General features: G+C 45.1%; 9 protein-coding genes. 5 read left to right on the top strand and 4 right to left on the bottom strand.

The features are described 5' to 3' along the window. Positions 1-67 precede the first annotated feature (67 nt). From EL633_RS14735 to EL633_RS14715, 5 genes are all read left to right on the top strand, one after another. Positions 68-2,545 (top strand): phosphorylase family protein, encoded by a 2,478-nt coding sequence (locus EL633_RS14735; protein ID WP_126627906.1) that lies wholly within the window; start codon positions 68-70, stop codon positions 2,543-2,545. Positions 2,546-2,588: 43 nt separating this feature from the next. After that, a complete protein-coding gene (locus tag EL633_RS14730) occupies positions 2,589-4,172 on the top strand; it encodes a vWA domain-containing protein (RefSeq protein ID WP_126627905.1) in 1,584 nt (527 codons plus the stop codon). A gap of 375 nt (positions 4,173-4,547) precedes the next feature. After that, complete coding sequence (locus tag EL633_RS14725; RefSeq protein ID WP_126627904.1) at positions 4,548-8,459, top strand: protein kinase domain-containing protein; 3,912 nt, start codon at positions 4,548-4,550, stop codon at positions 8,457-8,459. A gap of 18 nt (positions 8,460-8,477) precedes the next feature. Next, positions 8,478-10,163 (top strand): methylation-associated defense system protein MAD7, encoded by a 1,686-nt coding sequence (gene mads7 / locus EL633_RS14720; RefSeq protein ID WP_126627903.1) that lies wholly within the window; start codon positions 8,478-8,480, stop codon positions 10,161-10,163. 5 nt (positions 10,164-10,168) lie between these two features. Beyond that, positions 10,169-15,424 (top strand): ATP-binding protein, encoded by a 5,256-nt coding sequence (locus EL633_RS14715; RefSeq protein ID WP_126627902.1) that lies wholly within the window; start codon positions 10,169-10,171, stop codon positions 15,422-15,424. 134 nt (positions 15,425-15,558) lie between these two features. On the opposite strand, the gene EL633_RS14710 is transcribed toward EL633_RS14715, so the two are convergent. From EL633_RS14710 to EL633_RS14695, 4 genes are all read right to left on the bottom strand, one after another. Further along, positions 15,559-16,413, bottom strand: a complete 855-nt coding sequence (locus tag EL633_RS14710) for a macro domain-containing protein (RefSeq protein WP_126627901.1) — start codon at positions 16,411-16,413, stop codon at positions 15,559-15,561. Positions 16,414-16,468: 55 nt separating this feature from the next. Next, positions 16,469-17,878, bottom strand: a complete 1,410-nt coding sequence (locus EL633_RS14705; RefSeq protein WP_126627900.1) for a pentapeptide repeat-containing protein — start codon at positions 17,876-17,878, stop codon at positions 16,469-16,471. A 193-nt stretch (positions 17,879-18,071) separates the two neighbouring features. Beyond that, entirely contained in the window at positions 18,072-21,446 is a 3,375-nt protein-coding gene (locus EL633_RS14700; RefSeq protein ID WP_126627899.1) for a DUF499 family protein, read from the bottom strand. Positions 21,447-21,555: 109 nt separating this feature from the next. After that, positions 21,556-23,418, bottom strand: coding sequence for a DUF1156 domain-containing protein (locus tag EL633_RS14695; protein ID WP_126627898.1), 1,863 nt, complete (start codon positions 23,416-23,418; stop codon positions 21,556-21,558). Positions 23,419-23,473 lie beyond the last annotated feature (55 nt).

Below are 23,473 nucleotides of genomic sequence, written 5' to 3'. Positions count from 1 at the left end.
ACTAATTTACGAACCTCAGTATCGATAATGATTTCACTTGTTAATCAGCAAAGAAAGAAGGCATATTATGCCATTACATCACATATCTAATCGCGCAGTTATCCTTACAACACATGCTATTGAGTACCAGGCAGTTCGAGATCACCTCAATAATCACCAAGAGGAAATGCATAATGGTTCTATTTATGAATCGGGCTACTTCCAAACAAAGACTCAAACATGGTTAGTGGGTATTGCGCAGGTTGGATCAGCGAATAGCACAGCAGTCGCTGCAGCAACAGAGAGAGCCGTTACTCATTTTCAACCATCTGTTGTGATATATGTTGGTACAGCTGGAGGACTCAAAGATGTACAAATTGGCGATGTTATAGCGGCAAATAAAATCTACGGATACGAGTCTGGCAAGGCAAATATCTCATTTGAACCACGCCCTGAAATAGGTAGCCCAACACATGCTCTAGAGCAAAGAGCACTAGCGGAAGCCAAAAAAGACGATTGGCGAGAGAGAATCAAAACAGATACAGGTAAGAGAATACCTCAGGTATATGTTGGACCAATCGCAGCAGGTGAAAAAGTTATCGCATTTTTACACTCAGAGACCGTTCAGTTTCTACAAAAAAATTATGGAGATACGTTAGCAGTAGAGATGGAGGGATATGGCTTCCTCAGAGCCATGTATGCCAACCAGCATGTAGACACACTTGTCATCAGAGGAATCTCCAATATCATCACTGATACACCAAAAACGGATAACATCACTCATCAATTCATGGCCACTCAGCATGCAAGTGCATTCGCATTTGAAGTTCTCGCAAAATTCCAAACGAATAAAACCACCATATCAACACCACATACCTCATACAGAGAACAAAGAGCAGACAATAAAATTCGTGTGCTGGCAGTCTTTGCAAACCCGATGGGAACAAGTCGTCTAAGACTTGATATTGAAGAACGGACTATACACAACGCTATCGAGATAAGCAAGCATAGGGATAATATCCTTTTGGAAACGCGACCAGCTGCAACATTTCGCGATTTAAGCAGAGCGTTGCTCAATGAGAAGTTCCAGATCGTTCATATTGCTAGTCACGGTCATGGACAAGGATTAGTATTAGCAGATGAGTATGGCGGACGCAGTCAGATCAATCCGACAGTATTACAAAATCTGTTTCAAGAATATCATGAGACTATTGAATGTGTCGTCATCAATGCTTGCCATTCTTTGGAGCAAGGTTCATTGATATCACAACATATCTCCTATACTATTGCCATGGATGATGCTCTTGACGATCTAGCAGCCATCAAATTTTCGGAAGGCTTCTATGACGCAATTGCCGCCGGAAAAGATATAGAAGCAGCATATAGAGAAGGCATTCGACATCTTCAAGAAATTTTCCCTAACATGTCTCCGCTTCCGCGACTGATTAAAAAAGGTGAAAATCTCCAGGAAGATCTAGAGCGCCAGAATTCAGAAACAGAATTTGATAACACTGAGCCGATCTATATTCAAAACACAAAAGCGCTTGTTGGTGTTGCCATTGATCTCTCAGCCTCTATGAAGAAAAGCTTTATTAATCAGTCAGGCAATGAGACCAAACGGCTGACAAGTATTCAAAGAGCATTTAAAGAACTCACACAATCAGCGCGTCAGGGAATACAAGCCATACAAACTGAGGATACAGCAACAGAGATAGATATGTTTGTCTATGCATTTGGCCTCCAAACAACAGGGGTATGCGATCTTTTATCTCTCTGGAAAGCCAGTCAACAGATTATTACATCTGACCTCATTGACACAACGATACAACGGGCTAAACAGGAAAATCAGCAGAGAATGAACAACTATCAAGGGCTAGGGAAATTCATTCGAAGTATAGGCATAAACAGTATAGTTAACTTAGCTGAAGGTTTTGCTCAAAAAACAATGCAGCAACAGATTCGTAAACGGATCTGGGATGAAGTAAAGGAAAAAGTAGAAATTCGTGCACTTGCAATTGGTAGCACAACATTAGCACTTAATGAACTCACTACATGGTGGAATGATAGCGGAGAGATGCTAGAAAATGCAGAGGGCCTTCTCTTTGGCAAGTCCACACCTGTTACTGAAGTACTCACAAAAGTTATTGCTCGCTTTGAGAGCGAACTTAATCTCAAAGAAAAGGGAACACAGCCGATTCTTATCCTTATATCTGATGGGAAATTTTCCTCATCCAATCCACTCCCTCTAGCAGCAAAACTACGCGCAATGGGAGTCACAATACTCTCCTGCCTCATTACAGATAAAGATGTAATCAATCCTCGCCAATTGAGCAATCAACCCTTAGTTGAGTGGAGTGATGATGCGAGAATTATGTTTGAAATGGCATCCCCATTAAAAGAAAGCACAAGGATTGAGACATTCCTCTTGAGTAAAGGTTGGACGATCTATCCACAACCAAAACTCTTTGTACAAGCAAACCACTCAGATGTTTTAGAAGAGTTCGTACGAATTACATTGGGGCATTTAGAAAATCCAACAGCCTATAGACAAACACACAATCAATAATCTCTACTATCTAGTAATTTTAACAAGCATAGGAGTACGGAGCATGATCGATTCCAAACAAACATCCAACATTCTTTTAGGGGTCATTCTTGATGTTTCTAGTTCAATGCAAAGGAACTGGAACAATCATGATAGTCGCAAAGTACCTCCAGTCGAGATTATTCGAGAATTACTAAATAAACGCATTTTTGAATTTCAAAATGACATGCACGACTCTGAAAAAAGAGATGATACAGAAATCTTCTGCCTAGGTATGGGCTTTAAAACGTTCATGCATATGAATAACGAAGATATCAGCTACCAAAGAGAACATGGCATGGGACCGAATACCAAAAGATTACCTGTACACCATCTCGTCTGTGATCTACTTGCCCTAGCAGATATAGTGCCGGATAGAGATAAACTCGTTGATCTTCAAGAGCAATTAAATAAACGGTGGCAATATTACGCGAAAGATATAATGGAGCACTCCACCATTACCGAATCAGTAGGGGAGAACTTACGATCTCACATACAGCAAGAAATGTATCAATCGGCAATACGTAGACTTCGGAGGGGCTGGCAATACAAATTGTCACAAATCGAACAGCAAAATAGCTTGCCAGATTGGTTAGCCAAATATGCACAGAATTATGCAGTCGGTAGAGAAAGAAAGATAGCAAAAGTCTCGTTCCAGGATTCACAAAGTTACGTCAATGATGTCATTAAAGACACGAAAAATAATTTCGAGCAAAATGCAAGCACATACATACACATCATACAAAATTGCTTGGAGAACTTCATTGAAGAATATACACATTTAACGTTAAAGGCACTGACACTTGGTTTTGGTAATTCAGAATTAGTTGAAACTCTGGACGCGGAGACAGCCATGGTGCTTGTTGCTCAAGTGCAATCGGAACTGGCCCTAGAGGTTAAGAAAAACATCAACCTTATTATGGCAAAACACTTAGCACATTTAGAAATCTCAAAACTTAGCATTGGGGCACACATAAACAATCAAAAGGCACGTAACCTGACGGAACGCTGCATTGCAAAACATGGATGGGACATTATTCAGCCGCTAATTGAAACAACTATCTACACTATTTTTCTAGAAAAATTCGAAAAGCAAATAGAGCAAGATTTTCCATACTGGATACAACTGGCCTCGATGCGAGAAGTTACGCGACCAATACGGCAAATTACAAATATCCTACCGCTCATCCAAACAGAGCATAGTACAGCAGACAAGATTATGTTTGGTGGCACACCTTTTGCTCTGGCTCTAGACAAAGCAGCCATCCGTTTTATTGATCCTCAATATCAAGAAAATGCAAAAGTATTGATCATTATATCGGACGGAGAGTTTTTCCAATCATCTTCTGTCGTAGCAACTGCAGACTTATTGAAAAAGAGAGGGGTCAAAATAATATCATGCATAGTTGCAAATCATGATCTGCGTACGCGATTTATTAAGCAATCACCAAAAAATTGGCCAGAAGGAGCAACGCAGATGTTAGAAATAGCATCAGATCAAGATAACCTTCTTTTACCCCCTCACATTGAACTCACAGATGAAAAACTATGCATACAAGTTAACCACTCTTCTATTATAAATGATGTACTAAGCACATTTCTAAATTAAGGCTTCCAGAATAAGGCAAATCAGAGCAATAATAATTGAAACTATTTGCCATATTCCCAAGCCATTCGTTATAGATAGCCCACTATCCACATTTTGTGCAACGTGTAAACGAAACGGAACAAAGGGTAGCAACAATACACTACAAATACAACGTCATAAAACAATTCTCATATGATAAATGTAGTTGTTGCATAGATCTTACAGCACATGATACTTGTAAGTACATTGTAAATATGCTATATTCTTTTAACTACATATATATATTATTATTTTAAATGAAAAAAATATGCACTTCCCATTTTAAGTAGCGTATCGCCGTTGTGAAACGCTATAGCACATGATGAGTAATTAAAAAATCTTAAAGGAGCATTTAACGTGGCCGAATTAATAGGTGCGGGGCCATCTTCTTTTGCGACTGAAGGAGAACGCCAGGCTGCAAAGGTGTTACAACAAGAGCTTCCGAATGATTGGATCATTATTTGTAATAAAATTCTTCCAACCAATGATGGCCGCTCTTTTGAAATTGACTTTATTATTATTGGAAAAAATTGGATTTTCTTGCTGGATGAGAAATCGTGGCATGGGCGTATTCGTGGCGATGATGAGCAGTGGATACGGGCCAATGGATCTTCTGAACGAAGTCCTTTAACGAAAATCGATTATGCCGCTAAGATTTTTGCAAGCCAGATGAGCTATAAAGTGACGCCACTCAAACAGGGCGGACATTATGTCCGTGGAGGGGTGCTCTTATCAGCTCAGGATTTATATCCACAAATCCATGATTCTCGTGCGACCAATGGGATATTTTTACTCTCTGATGTTTGTCAGCGGCTACAGAAGCTGGACCGGCAAGGCGGCAATCCTATCGTGGGACAAAAGAGTACACAAATCAAGGAAGCATTGGTCCATTTCAACAATCGTCCAGAGGTACCGAAAAGTATCAATTTCTTGAAGATCGAGGATGCAATCTCGCTCAGGCCGAAGGTCCGTCTCTTCTATGCGACAACCGATGAAGAGCCCCAGGAACCTCGCCATTTACTAGTCTATGACCTTGGCAAAAATCCTCTGGAAACCAAAGATCTGGCTGATTTCTATAAACAAGAATATAGAACCATTAAAAAGCTACAATCCACTAATCTGGTGCCTGATGTACAGGATCCATTTATCTGGTCAGAGGATTTCCTGGTTATCACCATCACACCTCCTTCTGGTAAATCCTTAAAAGCCACGCCGCTTCCCGAGACACGTGAAGAATTTATCCAGGAATTGCAACTGGCTGCCGCCTGCTTTAAAGGATTGGATCAGATTCATGCACAAAATGTACTTCATCGAGCACTTGGTCCTGATACGATCTATGTCCAGAGCAAACAACCTGCCAGGGTAATGTTTACTAACTTCTATGCCGCACGCATGGGAACGCAAACGATTGCTCCCTCACTTGATACGCTTACATTTGAAGATCCATATGCACCAATAAATATCGCGATCGGTTATGAGTACGCTACCACAAAAACAGACACCTTTAGCCTGGCGCTGATCTTATTAGAGCGTCTTTCAGGTACTGCCGTTACCAAGTTGCGCGCAACCGTAGAAGATAAGATCCTGTTTCCTGATCAACCACGCTGGTCTTCTTTCCTGACAAAGGAACAATCAGACCAACTGAAATCCATCTTTAGCGACCTTTTACAAGCGCCAGAAGAGGCACAACTTACGGCAAAAACGGCTGCAACCCAGCTATCAGAGCTCGCACGCAATATAAGCACCTCGACCAAAGGCGATGAGGGACGCATACTCTGCAAAGATTTCCGTGTACAACGTGTGCTGGGACAAGGAATGATGGCACGCACGTATCTGGTTGAAAATATAAATTTTCCAGAGCTTGGCTCCTATGTGCTCAAACAATTTCTCCGCGCTGAAGATGTCAATAAACAAGCTGTAGCCGAGTATAAAGCGCTCAAAGATATCGCCAGTCCCTATCTGCCACGTATCGACTATATCTTTGCTCCAACTGATGATGCCCACATCCTTATGCAATATATTCCCGGCCCTACGCTGCAACAGGTTGAGAGTGAGTTTCCCTGGTCGCTAGAGCGCTGGTGGCCCTTTGCCCAACATCTACTAAGTGCGGTAGATGTCCTGGAACAAAAGGCGCTACTACACCGTGATATCAAACCAGCCAATATTATGCTTCATGAAGGTGATAATCGTCCGGTATTGATTGATTTTGGCTTCGCTATGCAGGTCGGAGGAACCGAACGTATTGCAGGAACGCCGCTATATTTGCCACCTGAAACTAAATATGGTGAACCAACACCAGCATCTACCGATCGCTATGCGGCAGCTATCGTGCTTTTTCAAACACTCACAGGGCTTCTTCCCTTTACACTAGCACCAGACAGCCAACGCACCCCTATTTCCTTGGAACAATTTATTGAAACCAGAATACGACGTATAGCGATGGTCCTACAGCGAGCCATCTCCAATGATCCTGAGCAGCGACCAACCACAGTGGCTCAGTTACGTGAAGAACTGCAACTGGCTTTTCTCACCTTAGAAGAACCACCTCCAACTCCCGAGCTTGATAAACAATTCAATCCCTGGGTCGATAATATTCGTAGCCTCTATCGCAATAGCGAAGGTGGCAATATGAATAATCGTGGTCTGGATAGCGAATTTGTACGTGAGACATATGTCCCAACCGCCCTCGATAAACAGCTCTTGCCAGCTATCTTTGAGCAGTTACCGCATGTTTTGTTTCTCTCGGGTAATCCTGGAGATGGCAAAACAGCCTTTCTGGAACAGGTATTTGAGGCACTCAAGCAGCGTGGTGGTCAGGTGATCAATAAAAATCCAAGTGGCTGGACTGTTAGCTACCAGGATCACACTTTCCGTAGCTGCTATGATGCGTCCGAATCACACGAGCATCTCAGTGCTGATGAACAATTAAGCGAGAAGTTGCAAGGACTGGAAGGATCAACGCCTCCGACCAACAATGTGACTGTGCTGGTTGCCATCAATGATGGTCGCCTCTTTGACTTTTTCCAGCGCCAACGCGAACAATTCTCCTGGCTATCCAGGCAGGTTGATCAATTGACGGATCGGCAGGAAATGATAAATCATGATGTCTGGCTCGTCGATATGAAACAGCGCGCCTTCGTCAGCCTGCCTGGAGAAGAAGAGCATTCGATTTTCAAGCCGATGCTGTCGAGCTTTGTGAAGCCACAACACTGGACCATCTGTGAAAGTTGTTCGGCACAGGATATCTGCCCTATTCGCAAGAACGCAATTGCACTCAAGAAAAAGGTAGTAGCCAATCACTTAGAGTATCTCTTCCTTCTTATTCACCTACGCCGACAACGGCATATTACGATGCGCGACTTACGCTCGGCGGTCTCCTATATCCTCACAGGAAATAAAAGCTGCCAGGATATCCATGACCTCAACGAAGGAACAGAGATTGGGACATCCTTGACGAATCTTGCCTACTGGCAAAATATCTTTATGGATAATAATACCCATGATGAGCTCTTAGATGACATTGCAAGCCTTGATCCCGCGCGTTTTGCACGTCCTCATCTGGATCGTTTTCTGCACTTCCACCAGTTGGAAAGTGATGCTCCTATACGCCGACAGCTCTTTCGCGATAAGCAGGATCTAGCCCCACAACGTTTCAAGAGTACAGCTGATTGGATGGCGGCAACCAAACGTCGCCTCTACTTTGAGGCTGCTCCATCTAAACCAGAGACTGGCTTGCCGGAAATAAAATGGAAAAATCTGCTGCCATATCGCTATGCAACTAGATTCATAGATTTACTTGACGAGAGTGTCGATCCTGATGCAGTCTTCAAAAATCTTGCAATTGGCTTACTGCGCTCAGATGAAATATTCGAAGAGGTACCAGACAACAAATTGAGTGTGAAAGTTAGCGCATCTATTGAACAACAACTGGTTGTCCTTAAGCAACTTCCATTAGAAGATTTCGAGCTCATCGTATCTACACCATTGAACACGCAATTAATTGAGACACTCCCTGAAGTGGTCGTGTTCCAGCATAAAAGCGGTATGCCTCGTATGGAAATTACGTTGGATCTTTTTGAATTGCTAATTCAACTCGCCAGCGGATTACAGCCCACCGCGCATGAATATGCTCCTTTACTTGAAGATCTCAAACCATTCAAAAATGCCCTTCTGTTGCGTGAGACCCAGGACCTTATCCTTATTGAAAGTGAATTCCGCATCCATAAAATCGTACAACGTCATGGAAAAATCGTCCGCGAACAGATATAGGGGCTAGGAGAAATTGCAATGAAAATCAAATTACCTAAAGATTTGCGAGGAGCTAGCTTTCCACGAGTATTAAATTTAGAGTTAAATGGCTTTGATATAGATTTATTCCTTCCATCACTTTTTTTCACCATTTTATCTCAAGGTAAAGGTAAAGCAAGACAAACAAACAATCCAGAGGACATAAAAAAATATATTGAAAGTTTATCAAAACATCAAGCGTTAGAAGGTTTCGATAATGCTAACGGTCGAATTCTATTAGAACGCTTCGTTCGTACATCATTAATAGTCACAGGCCGTGTAGGGCGAGCACAAAAGGGAGAACAAATCCTATCTCTAGTCCCTTACACTATTCTTACACATAAAGCTGGTTTTCCAACTCACAATAGCCGTCAACGGAAAGCCGATATTTTTATCTATCAGGCACTTAGAGACTACCTACAAGGTGATGATGCACTACGAAGTTTTGCCAAACAGGTATTTGGACGAGGGATAGAAATCGGCCAACTTCCAGATTTGGGCGGTACATATGATGACCATACACAATTAGATATACTTACGCGATTGTCCATTGCCTTTATTGATGGTTTCAATAATACACGTCCACAACTTAACCGTGAAAGAAAGTTACCAAATGCCTTTCCTTCCTTGGTTAATGGATTAGCTAGGGACTTACTACGCTACCTCTTTGAATTTCATGACAAAATGCCAACCCAGGCATTTACCTATAACTTGCTCGCAATGATCAATTTTGAGTTCTTCAATTACACGTTACATGTAGTGCATGCGATCAATGCACTAGTCGCTAATCCCGAAGTGTTACCCGCTGCAATGCAAGATGATAAGCAACCCTCTGCATTACAGATGTATGTAGATTTTACCAATGGGTCTACACCGCGAAGCCTCGAAATGTCAAAAGCCTGTGTGCGTCGAGATATTGAAGCGTATCAACAATTCTCATTTTCTAATTTACTTTTACGGCAAATTGATATCTATACCGCTAAACTGCGTAATAATTCACGCAGAAAAGCAGACATTGAAAAAATCTTACCAATCGATACCTCTGGTGCTCATTACCTTCAGGGATTATTGCTACTACAAGAGGATCCTAAGATTAATGTTCATTTAGAAGCTGCTGCACAATTAGATGAAGAACGTATTCGTACAGAAAATATAGAAAAAGAAGAAGGCGAAGACTCTGAAGCATGGCAAATGTTAGATAACATTGCAAACACCGGGGAGACAGACCTGGAACGTGTCATTAGCTTGCTTGCTGAAACCCAACGTGGGGATGGCTCAAAGAACGTCATTTCATGGTTCTATGGCACTGGAGGCATAAAAAAAACGCATGGCGTCTTACGCGGTCTGACGACGCATCGCCAGACATGGCGCTATGCGCCTGAAAACGACCTCTTAGCGGCGTTAGTGCAGGTGGCTACAGCACGGCTGTCTGGTCCCAACCAGCTACGTCCCATCAAGCTGCGGGAATTTCTGGATTTCTTAAAAGAACGCTATGGTATCCTGGTCGATACTCCGCCAGCGCCATTTGAAGGGGCAGAGTATGCGGCGGCGGCACGCGATAATCTGCGCGCCATGCTTGGACGGTTACGGCAGATGGGGATTTTCCGCGATCTTTCCGATGATTTTACAGTACAGCGCCTGCATGCTCCCTATGCTGGTACCGAGCATGTGAAGGTTGAGGCATAAGCATAATGATTAGTAATAATATAGATACAAAAAGTACAAAACTTGTTGAACTGCTAGCAGCTGACATCCTATCTCAATTCAAAGGAACACAGCCAGGACACTGCGCCCGTGTCAATTATCTTTCCAATGCAGAGGCAAATGCTCTTTGCGAATATATTAACGCGACCTCCCGCAAGAAAATTTCCGCCTACGTGCTGACTAAACAAAGCACACAGCTTACTTCATCCTCAATTACAGTCGATAAAGCTATTGAATTACGCAACCGCAAAGAAGAGTCACTCTGTCTCTTCGTGCCAGCCGATCTGATCGACGCAGCATATAGTTCCCTGGGCAACTCCTTTGCGATTATTAATGGTCAGGAACTGCATACCCATGCGCTCAGACGTGTGATGAATCAATTACCGGTCAAAGCAGCTCGATTCGTGCGAACCACATTCTCGCAATTACGTGGTTCATTAAATGTCAGCGATAATCAAAAACTTGATTTTGCCATGGCAGTCCTTAAAAGGACCGAGGAACTGGAGTTGCAACAGGCTGGATTAGAGCTCTGGCGGGTGGGATTAATCAGTGATGCAACGATTGGGGAATTAGTCGATGCTCCAATCCCTTCGGAGCTTGATAACAAACTGGAACAGAATCGTCGCAGCACGCTGGCCTTAGCCCGTCCAACAAAAATTGATGCAACCACAAGGGACCGTATTCAAAATTTAAAAGTGGACGAACAAACTGCGTTCAAACTTAATCTGTTCTTTAAAGGACGCTCCCTCAATAATGTACAATCATGGTCGCGTGCCCTGGCTAAAACCCAAGAACTGACTTTTGATACCTGGGTATTTCCAGCCTCCGAAAAAAGTGACATTCGCGAGATAAAAATTAAGTCCTTTGTGAATGCAAAGGGAGAGGTTGAAAAAGCCAGCAAGCTCCTTCAGCCCGATGGAGCCCGCGGCAGCTTGATTGCGAAATGCGCACCAAAAGAAAAGCTGGCGGTAAGCTGGACCAGTGATCCCGAACAACCTCAAAACCTTGGAGGGTGGCGCGTAGCGATTGTTCCAGCTGATGGTAGTTTTGAAGCCGATAGCAGCATCGAGTTGCCAGAGCGGGATTTACCAGCCGCACGACGTACGATTACACTGAGCATGGATATTGAGTTTGAGGAACCACCCGACTTTGCTGTCTGTGTGCGTATTATGCCTATCAATAAAGACGGAACGGTGATCGTCGATGGTGATGGCAATGAAATCTATAAGGAGAGCGGTGAATTTTATCTCTCCAAGGATATTGTGAAGCCAGAGACAAGTCCTACAGTACGCGATAGCAAGTTTGCGGTTCCTAATCTGGCCTATGGACGGCTCGCATACAGCGCTGAAGTTAAAGATACAGACTTAACTGAGACCGAGTCGCAATGGAGTACGAAGGATCTGTCCTACTTCAATCTCAAGCTGAATGAGCGCCATATGTTACAGGTTGGCATCAGTCAACCCTTATTAGACATAGAGCGCAGAAGCCTGGCAGAGCCTCGCAAACATGCCAGTTTTGTGCTCGATGTCAACGACATACATACTGTCAGTGCAGACGATATTGTTTCTCGAGCATTATCAACAAGTGGAAGCGCAGACTGGTCAGCCTTCTGGAAAACACGTGATAGCTTCTTCACACGGCTAAAAAAGACTTCTCACCGTGATGTTATGGAAGTAGCTGAGTGGACCCCAGATCTGGTGAGCGCCGGCCTACGCTATGCGCAGGCTTATAAAGAATTGCTTGAAGATTTATTAGAGCGCGAGGGAAACCATCAGGCACTTCAAGAAGCACTCTCAATAGATTCAGTGCTTGTGCGCATCGCTGGTCGCCAGAATAGCGTTGAGGAGGCAATCGTAACCTTGCCAATTCATCCACTGCGAGTTGCCTGGATGGTAAGCTACACACAACTCCTACAGACCTGGGAAACGAAAGTGCTGGCGCTTAAGACGCCGCGAGAGCGCAAATATAACCTGGATCTTCAGGCCTTAAGCCTGCTGACGCCCATCAATGTGCCGCCCTTTGCCTATCATGCAGAAACACCAACGACCTTTACCTTTTTCCAGAACCTGCGTTTCTTTCACGGCGTCTCGCTACCTGCTGGCGTTCCCGATCCTCATCGCCGCTATGGCGACGTTGGACTCATCTTTGGTATGGCAGTAGATCAGAGTGAGTTTGGTAATACCCATCCGGAACAACTGGCAGAACATCTTAAAGGCTTCCTTGAGCTCCATCCTTACACGAATACACTGGTTACCACCCTGGTCAATCCTGATCGCGGTGACTTTTTTGCGGAAGCGATCAAACAACTGCTTCCAACCCATAAGCTGAATGAAGACGATGAGACACAGCGTCATCAGGCTCCAACCTTTCAGATTACCGCTTATACCGATAGTCGCCATAAAAGCACCCTGCAAGCAATTGAGCAGGTACGCCAATTGCAGGTTGATCAACAACAATATAAGCAACTGACTGATCATTTTCTGCCTGGAATTACAACCACATCGCGCAAAATGGAACAACTCGACAAATCAATTCCAGAGGCCCATATCGCTGTCGTGACAGACATCACGCGGCCAGAGATGAGAACGTTAACAGTTTCTGATCAGGATAATGTAACCACGACGAGCTTTTCGCTTTATGGATTGGTCATCCGTTTTGTTTCACGCTTCTCAGTTGCGCAAGATGAGCTACGCTGGCAACATCGCATTATTACAGAGGGTGTACGCAAGCCAGAGACCCATCCCGCAGGTATACGCTATAGTGAGCTACTCATCGAGTTACATACAGCCATCCTTGATGCTGGTGGCTACGTACTCAGCAATACCGTTGGTACCCATCCTGTGTTAGAGGTCACCCTGGGTAGCGAGCAGCGCCAGCTCCTGGAGCGCCTCCACGAGAGTACGAACTGGGTCGTCACCTTAGATCGTTTCTTTACCCTGGATTACTACGATTCACCCAATGAACCAGAACTAGACACACTAGCACGTAAGTATGTATTGGACTACTCGCCCGAGTTTAGCGACGGCTTGGGACATCGCATGATGGTCACGACCGCCTGGCACGAAGAGATACAGTCCCTCCTGAGTCAGGCCATGAATGATCTCGGCTTTGCACATGTAGACCAGAGTGTCAGCCATTTACTCCATCACTTGAAAACGATCTCAGGAAGACTGGCCTTGCAAGCGCTTGAATCTTCAAACACAGCTGCTGCCGCCGTTGGTCTGGGCGTTGTCACCGCCTGGCTACAACAGAAAGGCCGCTTAAGGCAGAGTGTACTCATACCCGTAGATACGTATCCACGTCTTTTCTCAGTGGATAGCTCAGGCAAAACTATTGCCGGCGAACGGCGTTGTGATCTCGTGCTCATTTCTTTGAAGAGAAATATCGTCGATGCGACCTTCATTGAAGTCAAATGGAGGCGTGGACGGGTCCCATTCGAAGATCTCTCGCGTGATATGGTACTCCAGATGAAGAGCTCGGCTACCATCATGCGTAATCGCTTTTTCAATGATAGCCGTGTGGATGGTGCCCTGCAGCGCTCATATCTCGCCAACGTGCTACGCTTCTACTTTGAACGTGCCAGACGCTATAAACTGTTTGATCCAGAAGCCGAACACTCCTTCCTGGAACATATCTCTCGCCTAGAGAAAACCGGACTCGACTTCCGACCTGGGTATGAAGGATATATCGTCAGTCTTGAAGGGGATGAGCGCAAACCATTCCCTATGGATGATGCACGCATTACTGTTCTGACCGCCAGAGATTTTGAGCAAGCAACCGAGTTCTCGTCCCAAATCTACACGCCAGTAGACTATGCCGACGAAATAATTGAGGACCTGGCAGTGCCAGGAGAGGATGAGAGCGACGAAGATCATGATGCGCCCCCACCGAAATCAGTGAAGACCGGTACAAAGGAACATCAATCGGTTACCATTCCAAAAAATGAGCCTTCTGACCCCACTGATACTGTTATCTCAGTGAATCAGCCAGACAACGAATCAGGAGAGGCTGAGAACGATACTGACTTCGAAGAAGAAGATTATGCCAATGATAAAACCCAAAAGTTAAGCGCGATCAATACGTCGTCCATATACGCACCCGAACAATCATCCCATACAGAATCGGTGTATGCTCAACCAGAGGTGTCATCAGAACCGGTACAAGAGAGTAGCGACCCTCAAGCACCTGTGCAGGTTTCTCTGGGACAGGCCATTGGCTCTAATCTGGATGTTGACTGGCAACCAGCCGTGAGTGGCAGTCCACACCTATTCGTTCTGGGCATTCCAGGTCAAGGAAAATCGTGGACGGTTACCCGCTTGCTAACAGAACTTGGGAAGCAACAAGTACCCGCATTAGTACTGGATTTCCATGGGCAGTTTGCCGATCCCAGTGAACCATTTGTGCAGGCGATTAATCCCACGGTGCTTGACGCCTCACGAGGACTCCCTTTTTCACCATTTGAATGCACCCAGGATGGTGGCAGCGGTGGTTGGCAAGCCAACAGCTATGCCATCTCGGAAATCTTCGCACATGTAGTGGATCTAGGGGATATGCAGCGCGACGTGGTCTTCTCAGCGATCCGTGACGCCTATAAAGCGCATGGCTTCAATGATGATCCAGATCAATCAATTAAAGGACTCAGCTATCCAACGCTGGCAGAGGTGCTCCAAAACATCGAAAGCCTAGCTCAGGCACGTAGAGTCTCCAACGTCGCCGCGCGTTGTCGTCCACTGCTTGAAATGAACCTGTTCCGACCCACAGAGAACGCGCCAGATCTGCTTTCATTGGTACGATCAGGACTGGTCGTTGATCTTCACAACCTGTATGTAGAGACCTTACAACAAGCCGCTGGAGCCTTTGTGCTCAGGAAGATCTACAAAGACATGTTCAGTTGGGGATATGCCAAACGCATTCGCCTGGCCATCGTCCTGGACGAAGCTCACCGCCTGGCCAAAGATGTTACGCTCCCCAAGATCATGCGCGAAGGACGCAAATTTGGCGTTGCCGTCATCGTCGCCAGCCAGGGTATGGCCGACTTCCATCCCGACATCCTGGGGACCGCTGGGACCAAAATTATCTTCCGCATGAACTACCCGGACTCCAAAAAAGTCTCTGGCTTCATCCGTGGTCTCCCCGGACAAGACCTCCCGGCCCGCATCGAGCAACTCGGCGTCGGCACCGCCTATGTCCAGACACCCGAGATGAGCGTTGGCTCAGTCGTCAAAATGCACCCACTAAAGTAAAGAAAGAAAGATTAATGATGAAGAGATCACGGTATCGGTTAAAAATAATCATAATGCAGTGGTCTCTTCATCGAAGTTTATCAACAAACAAATATGCCATCATCAAAATATTTATAAATACAAACAAGGTTAATCTAGAAACTTCGCAAAAACTCTTCTATTTCTATCATATTTAGTTTTCCAACATTGGCCGGATGAACAACAACAACTAATTCTGGAGATACCATTTTTTCACGTGAAGCTAGCACAAAAGACAATATAATAAGTCTAACTAAATCAGAATGCGACGCATTTCCGATCCTGGCCAAATCAGATCCGATAACAGCCATAGCAACCTTATCATGCTGCCCTTTTACCCGAATCTCCTCCCACAATTTCTCCAGGCTAACTGTTAAACTTTTTATATTGGATTCCGCCTTCAAATTATTTTCCATCCTGGCATATGCACTACAGAAATATTTTTTTGTTCCCACTGCCAAGGTGGCAACCGTACCAATAGGATAGCGCTTATTTTTCCCTCTTGTTTTATGGTTATCTTGCTTTGATGCAATACCTTGTAAAGCACGATCGATATCTTGATCTAATTGGTTAGTGTTATCTTGATAAATTGCAGTCAAGAACTGCCCCTGGAGTGAGACTGGCTTAATAATATCGCCCTTTTCTGTGTCAAAAGTATCAGAGAAACCAATGACTATATTTGCATCTTGTTGGAATAGATCACCTACCCTAATAGTAATTTTCATATCTGGTACAACTAATTGATGCGACACCTCTCTTTTGGGAAGAGTATTAAAGACTGCCCACAAAAGAGATATAATAGATATAATGGCTATACCAGTATAGCGATACATAAATGTGTTTGGGAACAATATATCTAGTACACCTAAAATTAAAGCTATAACTCCGAATGCTTGGAAATAGAGCAAGAGTGCTTTCTTAAATGACTGCCAAGAAAACACTGTTTTTTGATAAGAAAATAAAGCACGCAATAGGTTTCTCCTTATGTGAGTTGCCTTTGCTAAAGCACATTCAAAAAATGTAAAATTACCAACTTTTTTCTGCCATCCTTAATAATTTTTGCTTTCGTTCCTCAAATTTACTTTCAGCTGGATCAATAACTTTTGATTCGAGTACTTCCAGCAGATGTTCTTTATTTTTATACCGTACAAGATCAGTAACCTTATAATCTACTAAAAAATCAATAAACATTGAAAATGGTCGTACACTCTCTTGTATTATTGGCACAATTGAAACATGTATACTTGATGCTATATTCTCTAATTCAGCGGGTACCGAAGGTCCACTGATCTCAGCAATAACAAATCTAGATAAACCAGCTAATATTGAAACGGTTTCCCGCAGATTTCTATGTTCGGGCCTTGCAAATTCAAATATTATCGGCAGATATTTCATCTGCCTTAGCTTATCAGCCATGGCATGTAATATCTCAATGCCCCCGTTATCAAACCCTCCAAGAAGTAACACGCCTCTATTAATTATTGAATTCAGGGCATCTCGCAGTTTTTGATGTTCAAATAATAAAAACATAAATTGAGCTATTTCAAGGTCATCGACACTAATCGCTGGTCGATCTGGAGGGGTTACTATTAAATTAATCTGTTTAGCTTCTTCTAGTTTAGTATCCCAAACTGATGCTCCATATACCCGACAATCAGTTAAGGTAGATTTTGTTAGATCAGTTTCCACGAGTATAGCTTTGGTCAGATTTGCCCCAGTTAAATTGGCGTGGTACAAACAAGCACCAAATAGATTAGCTCTGCTGAGATCAGACCCACAAAGTGTGGCTTCTCTAAAAATAACTTGATTCAAATGTACACCGCTCAGATTGGCTCCCGTTAAATCTGTTCCCGTTAAATCGGTAGGTTTAATATTATTTTCGATTTCTTCTCTATCCTCAAACTCCAAATCTTCTAAATCAACCTCACTAATAGCCTCTCTACAAAGCATTGCTTCTCTGAGATCCGCATTTACAAGCTTAGCATTAGTGAGATTTGCGCCAAAAAGACTTGCTTTACGAAGTGTAGTGTTGCTGAAATTAGTATCGCGAAGATCTTTTCCACTCAAATATGCTCCCGTTAAATCTGTATTACTTAAATCAGTACCAATAATAGTTGCATTCTGCAAAAAATTGCTTGAAAGAGAACATCTATGCATAATTGCTTGACTTAAATTAATCTTATTTGGTACATCAAAAAAACCCAATTCGGCACCTGATAAATCTGCTTTTCTAAGGTCTGCGTCATTTAAATGTCCAAAAAGAAGGTTAGCTCCTCTAAGATTGGCCTTTTGAAGATCAGCAGAGTTAAAATTTGCGCGACTCAGATTTTGACCACTGAGATCCACCCCAATAAGTTTGGGACGAATCGCCGGATTATCTTGCCTCCATTTATTCCATACTTCTACTCCTTGCTCAAGAATTTTAATGTGTTGCATAGATATTTTCTTCCTTTTTTAACTAATAATACAAACGATCAATGTCCCAATTTCAAGTAAACACAAAGCATGCGTATATGGCCTGTAAGCAATAATACATTATTTTTCATGTGAATTCAAAAGCAAAAAAACCACGAGTAGTAGTAATTTATGTATAGTAAATTATTACTACTCGTGGTTACGTTATAAAAACTTACTCTTCATAGAATTCACAGGTGTCGAAGCGCATGGTGCCACCATTTTCTTTGATGGTGCTGGCTGTCTTGTCGGGAACGCCGTCGGGAATTTCGGCGGCAATGTCGATGGTGACGATGACTTTTGAGCCGTTGAGGGCGGTCAGGTGGCGAACGATTTCGTCCATGACGCGACCAGCCTCTGAACCCATCATACGCTCGTTGATCTGGATGGAGCCGACAAAGCGTCGTAGCTTTTTTTCAGGTGGTGGTCCAGGATTGTATATTCTGGGCGGGTCCATAGCAATAGAACCGCCACCTTTGCCGCCTGTAGATCCGCCGCCACCAGGTCCATTTGTCTCCCTATCGCCCTCCGTATCTGGTTGTTGGCGGCCTCTTTCTTCTTCTTCACGACGGCGTTTCTCTTCTTCTTCCCTCTGCCATTGTGCATATGCAGCGTCTGATTTCACGACGAGTGATTGGCTGTTGACGATCACGGTCAGAGACTGCCCCATGGTTAGGCCTAGATAGTTCTGCTTTTCTGGATCCCAGTTCAGGGCATAGGCGAAGGTTTCTTTTTGCCATTTGGGAGATTGCGCGCCTTGCTGGATGGCTTCGATAAGAACATCGGTGCTTTTCAGGCGCGGTAAATAGATGTAGCGGGCAAAGATTTCGGTGAGTTCTTTGACCGTGACAAAGTCTCCACGCCAGAGGGGGATGCGGTCGAGTTCTTGTCGCAGGCGTATGCCAGAGAATTGGGTGATCAGTAACTCTTCGTCACGCAGCCATTTACTGATTCTGGCCGCCAGGTTCCCTAACCCACGTTGCGCTTGTAGGCGATGGTCGTTGATCATGTCTGGCTTGCGGGGATTTGGTTGCTCTGGAAAGAGAAGCATCGAGTAGGTTTCGGGAATCAGGGCGTGAATGCGTTCTTCCGCATCTGCGCGCCGTGTGGTGGCCTGCTTGCGCAGAAAAGCATCCAGGTTGAGTTCTTCGTGGTCTTGCTCGATGGATTCCCAGGCCATAAACAGGCGTGTGGCCTGCTTGAGTTCATCTATGCGTGTACGGTCGGCGGCGAGGAAGATAAGGGTGTTGCGATTAATGCGTGGAGCGTTGCCGCGCGAATTTAAGATCGCTTTGACCTCTTCCATAGCAGTAGATGTGATGTCACGTGTGACATGGGTATAATGTGGCTTGAGAATGACCAAGCGCACGCCACTATTGTCATCCAGGACATCGGCTCCGCTGTCAGGGCAGACGTGCACACTGGCAAAGTCGCCTTTCTGGCGTTGCTCGACTCTCAAGTAGGTTTTGATACGCTCATAGACCAGTTCTTCGTCGTATTGCTCGGCACGATCCTGCGCCAGTCGCGTCACGCTGGGCTGGGTACCATACCAGTAACGCTGATCGTTTTGATACAGATAGGTGGCCTGATCGGTTAAGCGATGCAAGACATCACCAAAGGTGGGAACCGTTTCACCTGGTTGCGCACAGCCTAGCTTGATGCTGGCCTCTTGAATGCCTTTGTTGGTACTACCAAGGGTAGGGGTGGCGCTAAAGAAAATGGTGCGTGCAACCTTGCGGGCGGCAGAGTAGCGGCCAAAGTTCGGATTATTGCCATCTATCCTGCGTGGTAAAGCGTTCGCGCCATCCACGTCTTTCTCAATAATCGGAACCCAGTTGTCATCCAGGTATTGCGTAAATATCGATTGTACGGTGGCGGTATGTAATGGGATGTTGGCAGGCAGGATGAGCAGGCTATGATCTTGCTGCGTCCAGAGTTCATGGACAACCGAGGCCATGAGGCGGAGTACGCCGCGTGTGCGTTGAAACTTTTCGATACTGGACCAGTCGTTGAAGAGGCGATCAAAGAGTTCGGGATGGATCGGGTAACATTCTTTGATGCGCCGCTCGTAATCGGCTTCGCTACACTGCGAGGGAAAATCGTGGCGCTGTGAGCGATAGAACTCGGAGAAGGTGCGTGCAACGCCATCACGTGAGGCATAGTGTTGCGGAGGAATCGGCTCAAAGAGGCGTCGGCGTACAATCTCGAAACCTTCTTCAGGATCGGCAGGACGCCAGGGCGACTCGATACGACCGAAGATCTGGCGCAAACGGATCGCAGCCTCCTGTCCACCAGTTCCACCCAGTTCTGTATTGGAGGCAGGAATACTGGCAACAACCAGCGTTTTGGGGGCAGCTTTGGCCGCTTCTGTCAGGTTCTGGGCAAAGCTCAGGTTAGCCTCAAATGATCCAGCAGGCAAATTGTTTTTTTCGTAGAGCTGGCGCACGAAGACGACCCATTCATCGATGAGAATCAATACTGGACCGGCGGCGACAAAGAGCTGACGCAAGACTTCAGCACCGGGACTCACCCCATGCAGGTCATCCTCCTCGACCATAGCATAGCCTTGCCTACCAAGGAGTTGCCAGGCCATCTCACCCCAGATTGTATGCACGACACAGCCATCTGGTTTTTGTTCGGCTCGCGCCGGGGAGAGGTCATAGCCGACCAGTACAGCGCGCCGGGCCGCAGGGGCCGTTTGCAGACCAAGTTCGTGTAATACGGCATCCACACCCGTCAGTTCGGCAGCCGGGATGCCAGAGAAGAGGTGATAGAGTGCTAAGAGCGAGTGCGTTTTACCGCCTCCAAAGTTGGTTTGTAGTTCAACGACTGGATCGCCACCCTGCCCACTTAAACGTTTGAGTGCACCACGTAGCAGTTCCCGCAAACCGTTCGTTAGATAGGTGCGCGCAAAGAAAGCAGTGGGATCTCCATACTCGCTGGATGCCACGCCGCGCCGTACCTGGGAGAGGTCGGCGGCGAATTCGGCCATCTGAAAGTTTCCGGAGGCCACATCGGGGTGCGGTGTGATCACTTCACGCCAGGGCAACAAACCATGTGGGAACTGGCTACCCGTCAGAGGGCCAGACTTGCGGCGCGTGATTGTACGAGCCTGCTCCTCAAAGCTGATACGGAAAAGATCCATGCGCTGCCGCTCGGCCTCATTGGCTTGCTCATGAGCGGAAATGGCTTTTAAGAGCAGACTAACATTCTCTAAAATACGTCCAGCGGCCTGGGTAGTAAAAAGTTCCTGGTGTGCCCACTGGTTGCGTGCGATACGTAGCTCACTCACATAATTGCGCTCCGCATGTCCCAGCGTTTTCTTAAAGACTTGATTCCACAGATTCCACATGATCAGCATCAACGCCTGCACATCCAGGTGTAGATCCTGACCATCGTCGGTAATATGATGGTCCTGCAGTACATTGACAGCTTCATATTTCCAGCGCGGGCCATAGGTCGTTTCTAGCTCGCGCACCACAAATGGCTTCAAACCGCTATTGAGAAGTTCCAGCCCCCGCCCCACCCGATCGCTATTACTGATTGACATCGATTGTGCTCCAATCCATAGGATACCGTGTATGCATCATTGCCAGAGCGCTCTCCCTAAACAAAAGCAAACGGTAGAAGAAAGACAAAAAAAGGTTAGACAAAGATTATTAATCATCAAATGATAAAGTATCCTGACGTGGGCTACGCGCAATTATACGGGCCTGCACCTCTATATCAGGCCAGGAAGAAACCAGCATATTGTAATAGAGCCCCGCACCAGACCAACCCTTGCGCTCGCAAATGTTATACAACCGATAGGCCAAATCGCGCGCCTTTTCACCATACTCTGGCAGATCTGCCAGAATTGCCCCTGCACCAGGCGTTCCTTGCTTATCCAGCGCGTGGATTAAGCGCTGCATCACTGCCCATGTCGTCACTTTTCGATGTACTGCAGACTCAGGATTCCAAATGGAAGCTACTTCATCGCGCTTCAATAAACGTACCTTACCTGCCCTGGATTCCAGTACACCAGCCTCTACCAGAGTTTGCAGAGATGCATTCTTCGCCTTCGATAAGGTCTCGGCACGGCCAAAGGTGCCAGCCTCCATCGTATACTCCTCAAACCATGCTACAGCCCAACGTGTCTCCATGTCGTATTCCCCCTCCTGATCTACCAAGATACTGTCCAGTTCGCGATTGATTAGCTGCAATGCGGCACGTACCGATAACGGCGAACCATCTGGTTCCAAAACTTGACTATATTGTGAGTAGACCTTCATTCCTGGTCCGATGCTAGCCTGTGCTAAGTCTACGGGAGCAATCCCATCATGTTTCATTTTCTTTAACGCGTCTTCTAGTTCATTTCTCAATTCGTTGATAAACTGACGACGCCGGGCTGAAGGAGCATCTATAGGACGGGGACGACACACCAGTACAATCGAAGAAGCTAGAGCATTAGCGCTAATACTGATTGTTCGTCCAGTTCTTTCGGTACGTACAGGCCATGTGCCAGTAATAGTAAATCCAGAATGAATCAAACCAGCTAACATAGTTTCCCATCCAGTTGATGCAATAAGGGATTGCATGTTATCTTCATTATTTATTAGGTTACTATTTTCAGTTGAATCATCTTCAGTCTGTTTAAAAGCATAATAAACAGTCAGGGGATAATCAGGATGTTGTACTGCTCTCATGCGCTCAAATGCCTGATATAAACCATTCTCAAAAAACTGCTGCGCTTTCTGCTTACTTCCCCCAAAACGGTAAGGAGTAGCTACCAACTCCTGAGCTTTTGGCACCAACATGGTGCCAAATAGATCAGGATAAATATTTGAAAGTGAGCGACGCAACCAGACATAAAAGAAATCAGATAGATCGGCATAACCTATATTGTCATAATAAGGAGGATCAGTTGAAATAAGTGGCCTCACCAGCCCATTCACAGAAGCAGTCGCATCCCGCTGAACCACTTCACCTGGAACAGCACAAGAAGAAAGTTCAATAACTCCAGCAACCCAATCGATAGCTCTCAGAAAATTTCCAGTTGAATCACTAAAAGGATTTACCTCAGCAAAGTCCCACACCATTGGTATAGCTTGGCGTGCAAAAGTGTTGCGTATTGTATCGCGGCCAGTATTCCAAGAACAAATGCTTGACCAATAATCGGCGCCCTTATCAACAGCTAAAGCCAAGTATGTCATAATTGCATTTATGTACTGATCCCTATCCAAAGGATCATTTTCATTCTTGCCTTGGCTATCACCCATATTAGAAGAAATACACTCTTTTACATCCAGAACAAGGTCACTAAAGGTGGTAAGAGCCATAAGCTGACGTGGCGTAAAAAGCTTATCAAATGTATCTATGCCATAAATAGGGGTATTAAAGTTGCGTGGATTTTGAGGTAAAGAAAAACTTGGAAGCCAATAATGATTCATAGCATTTGATGCTTCAATATGTATTTCATCAGGTGCTATATAGATGCGTCCCCTTTTGCCCTCTATAACCACTGCTGTCATTTGCTCGCCCATACGACCATTTTTGCCTTCACCACGAATATATTCGAATGGTACATTTTCCCCACAA

The sequence above is a fragment of the Dictyobacter alpinus genome (assembly GCF_003967575.1).
Classification (GTDB): Bacteria; Chloroflexota; Ktedonobacteria; order Ktedonobacterales; family Ktedonobacteraceae; genus Dictyobacter; species Dictyobacter alpinus.
The sequence above is the reverse complement of the archived record's forward strand: the minus strand, read 5'-3'. Positions and strand labels throughout refer to the sequence as shown.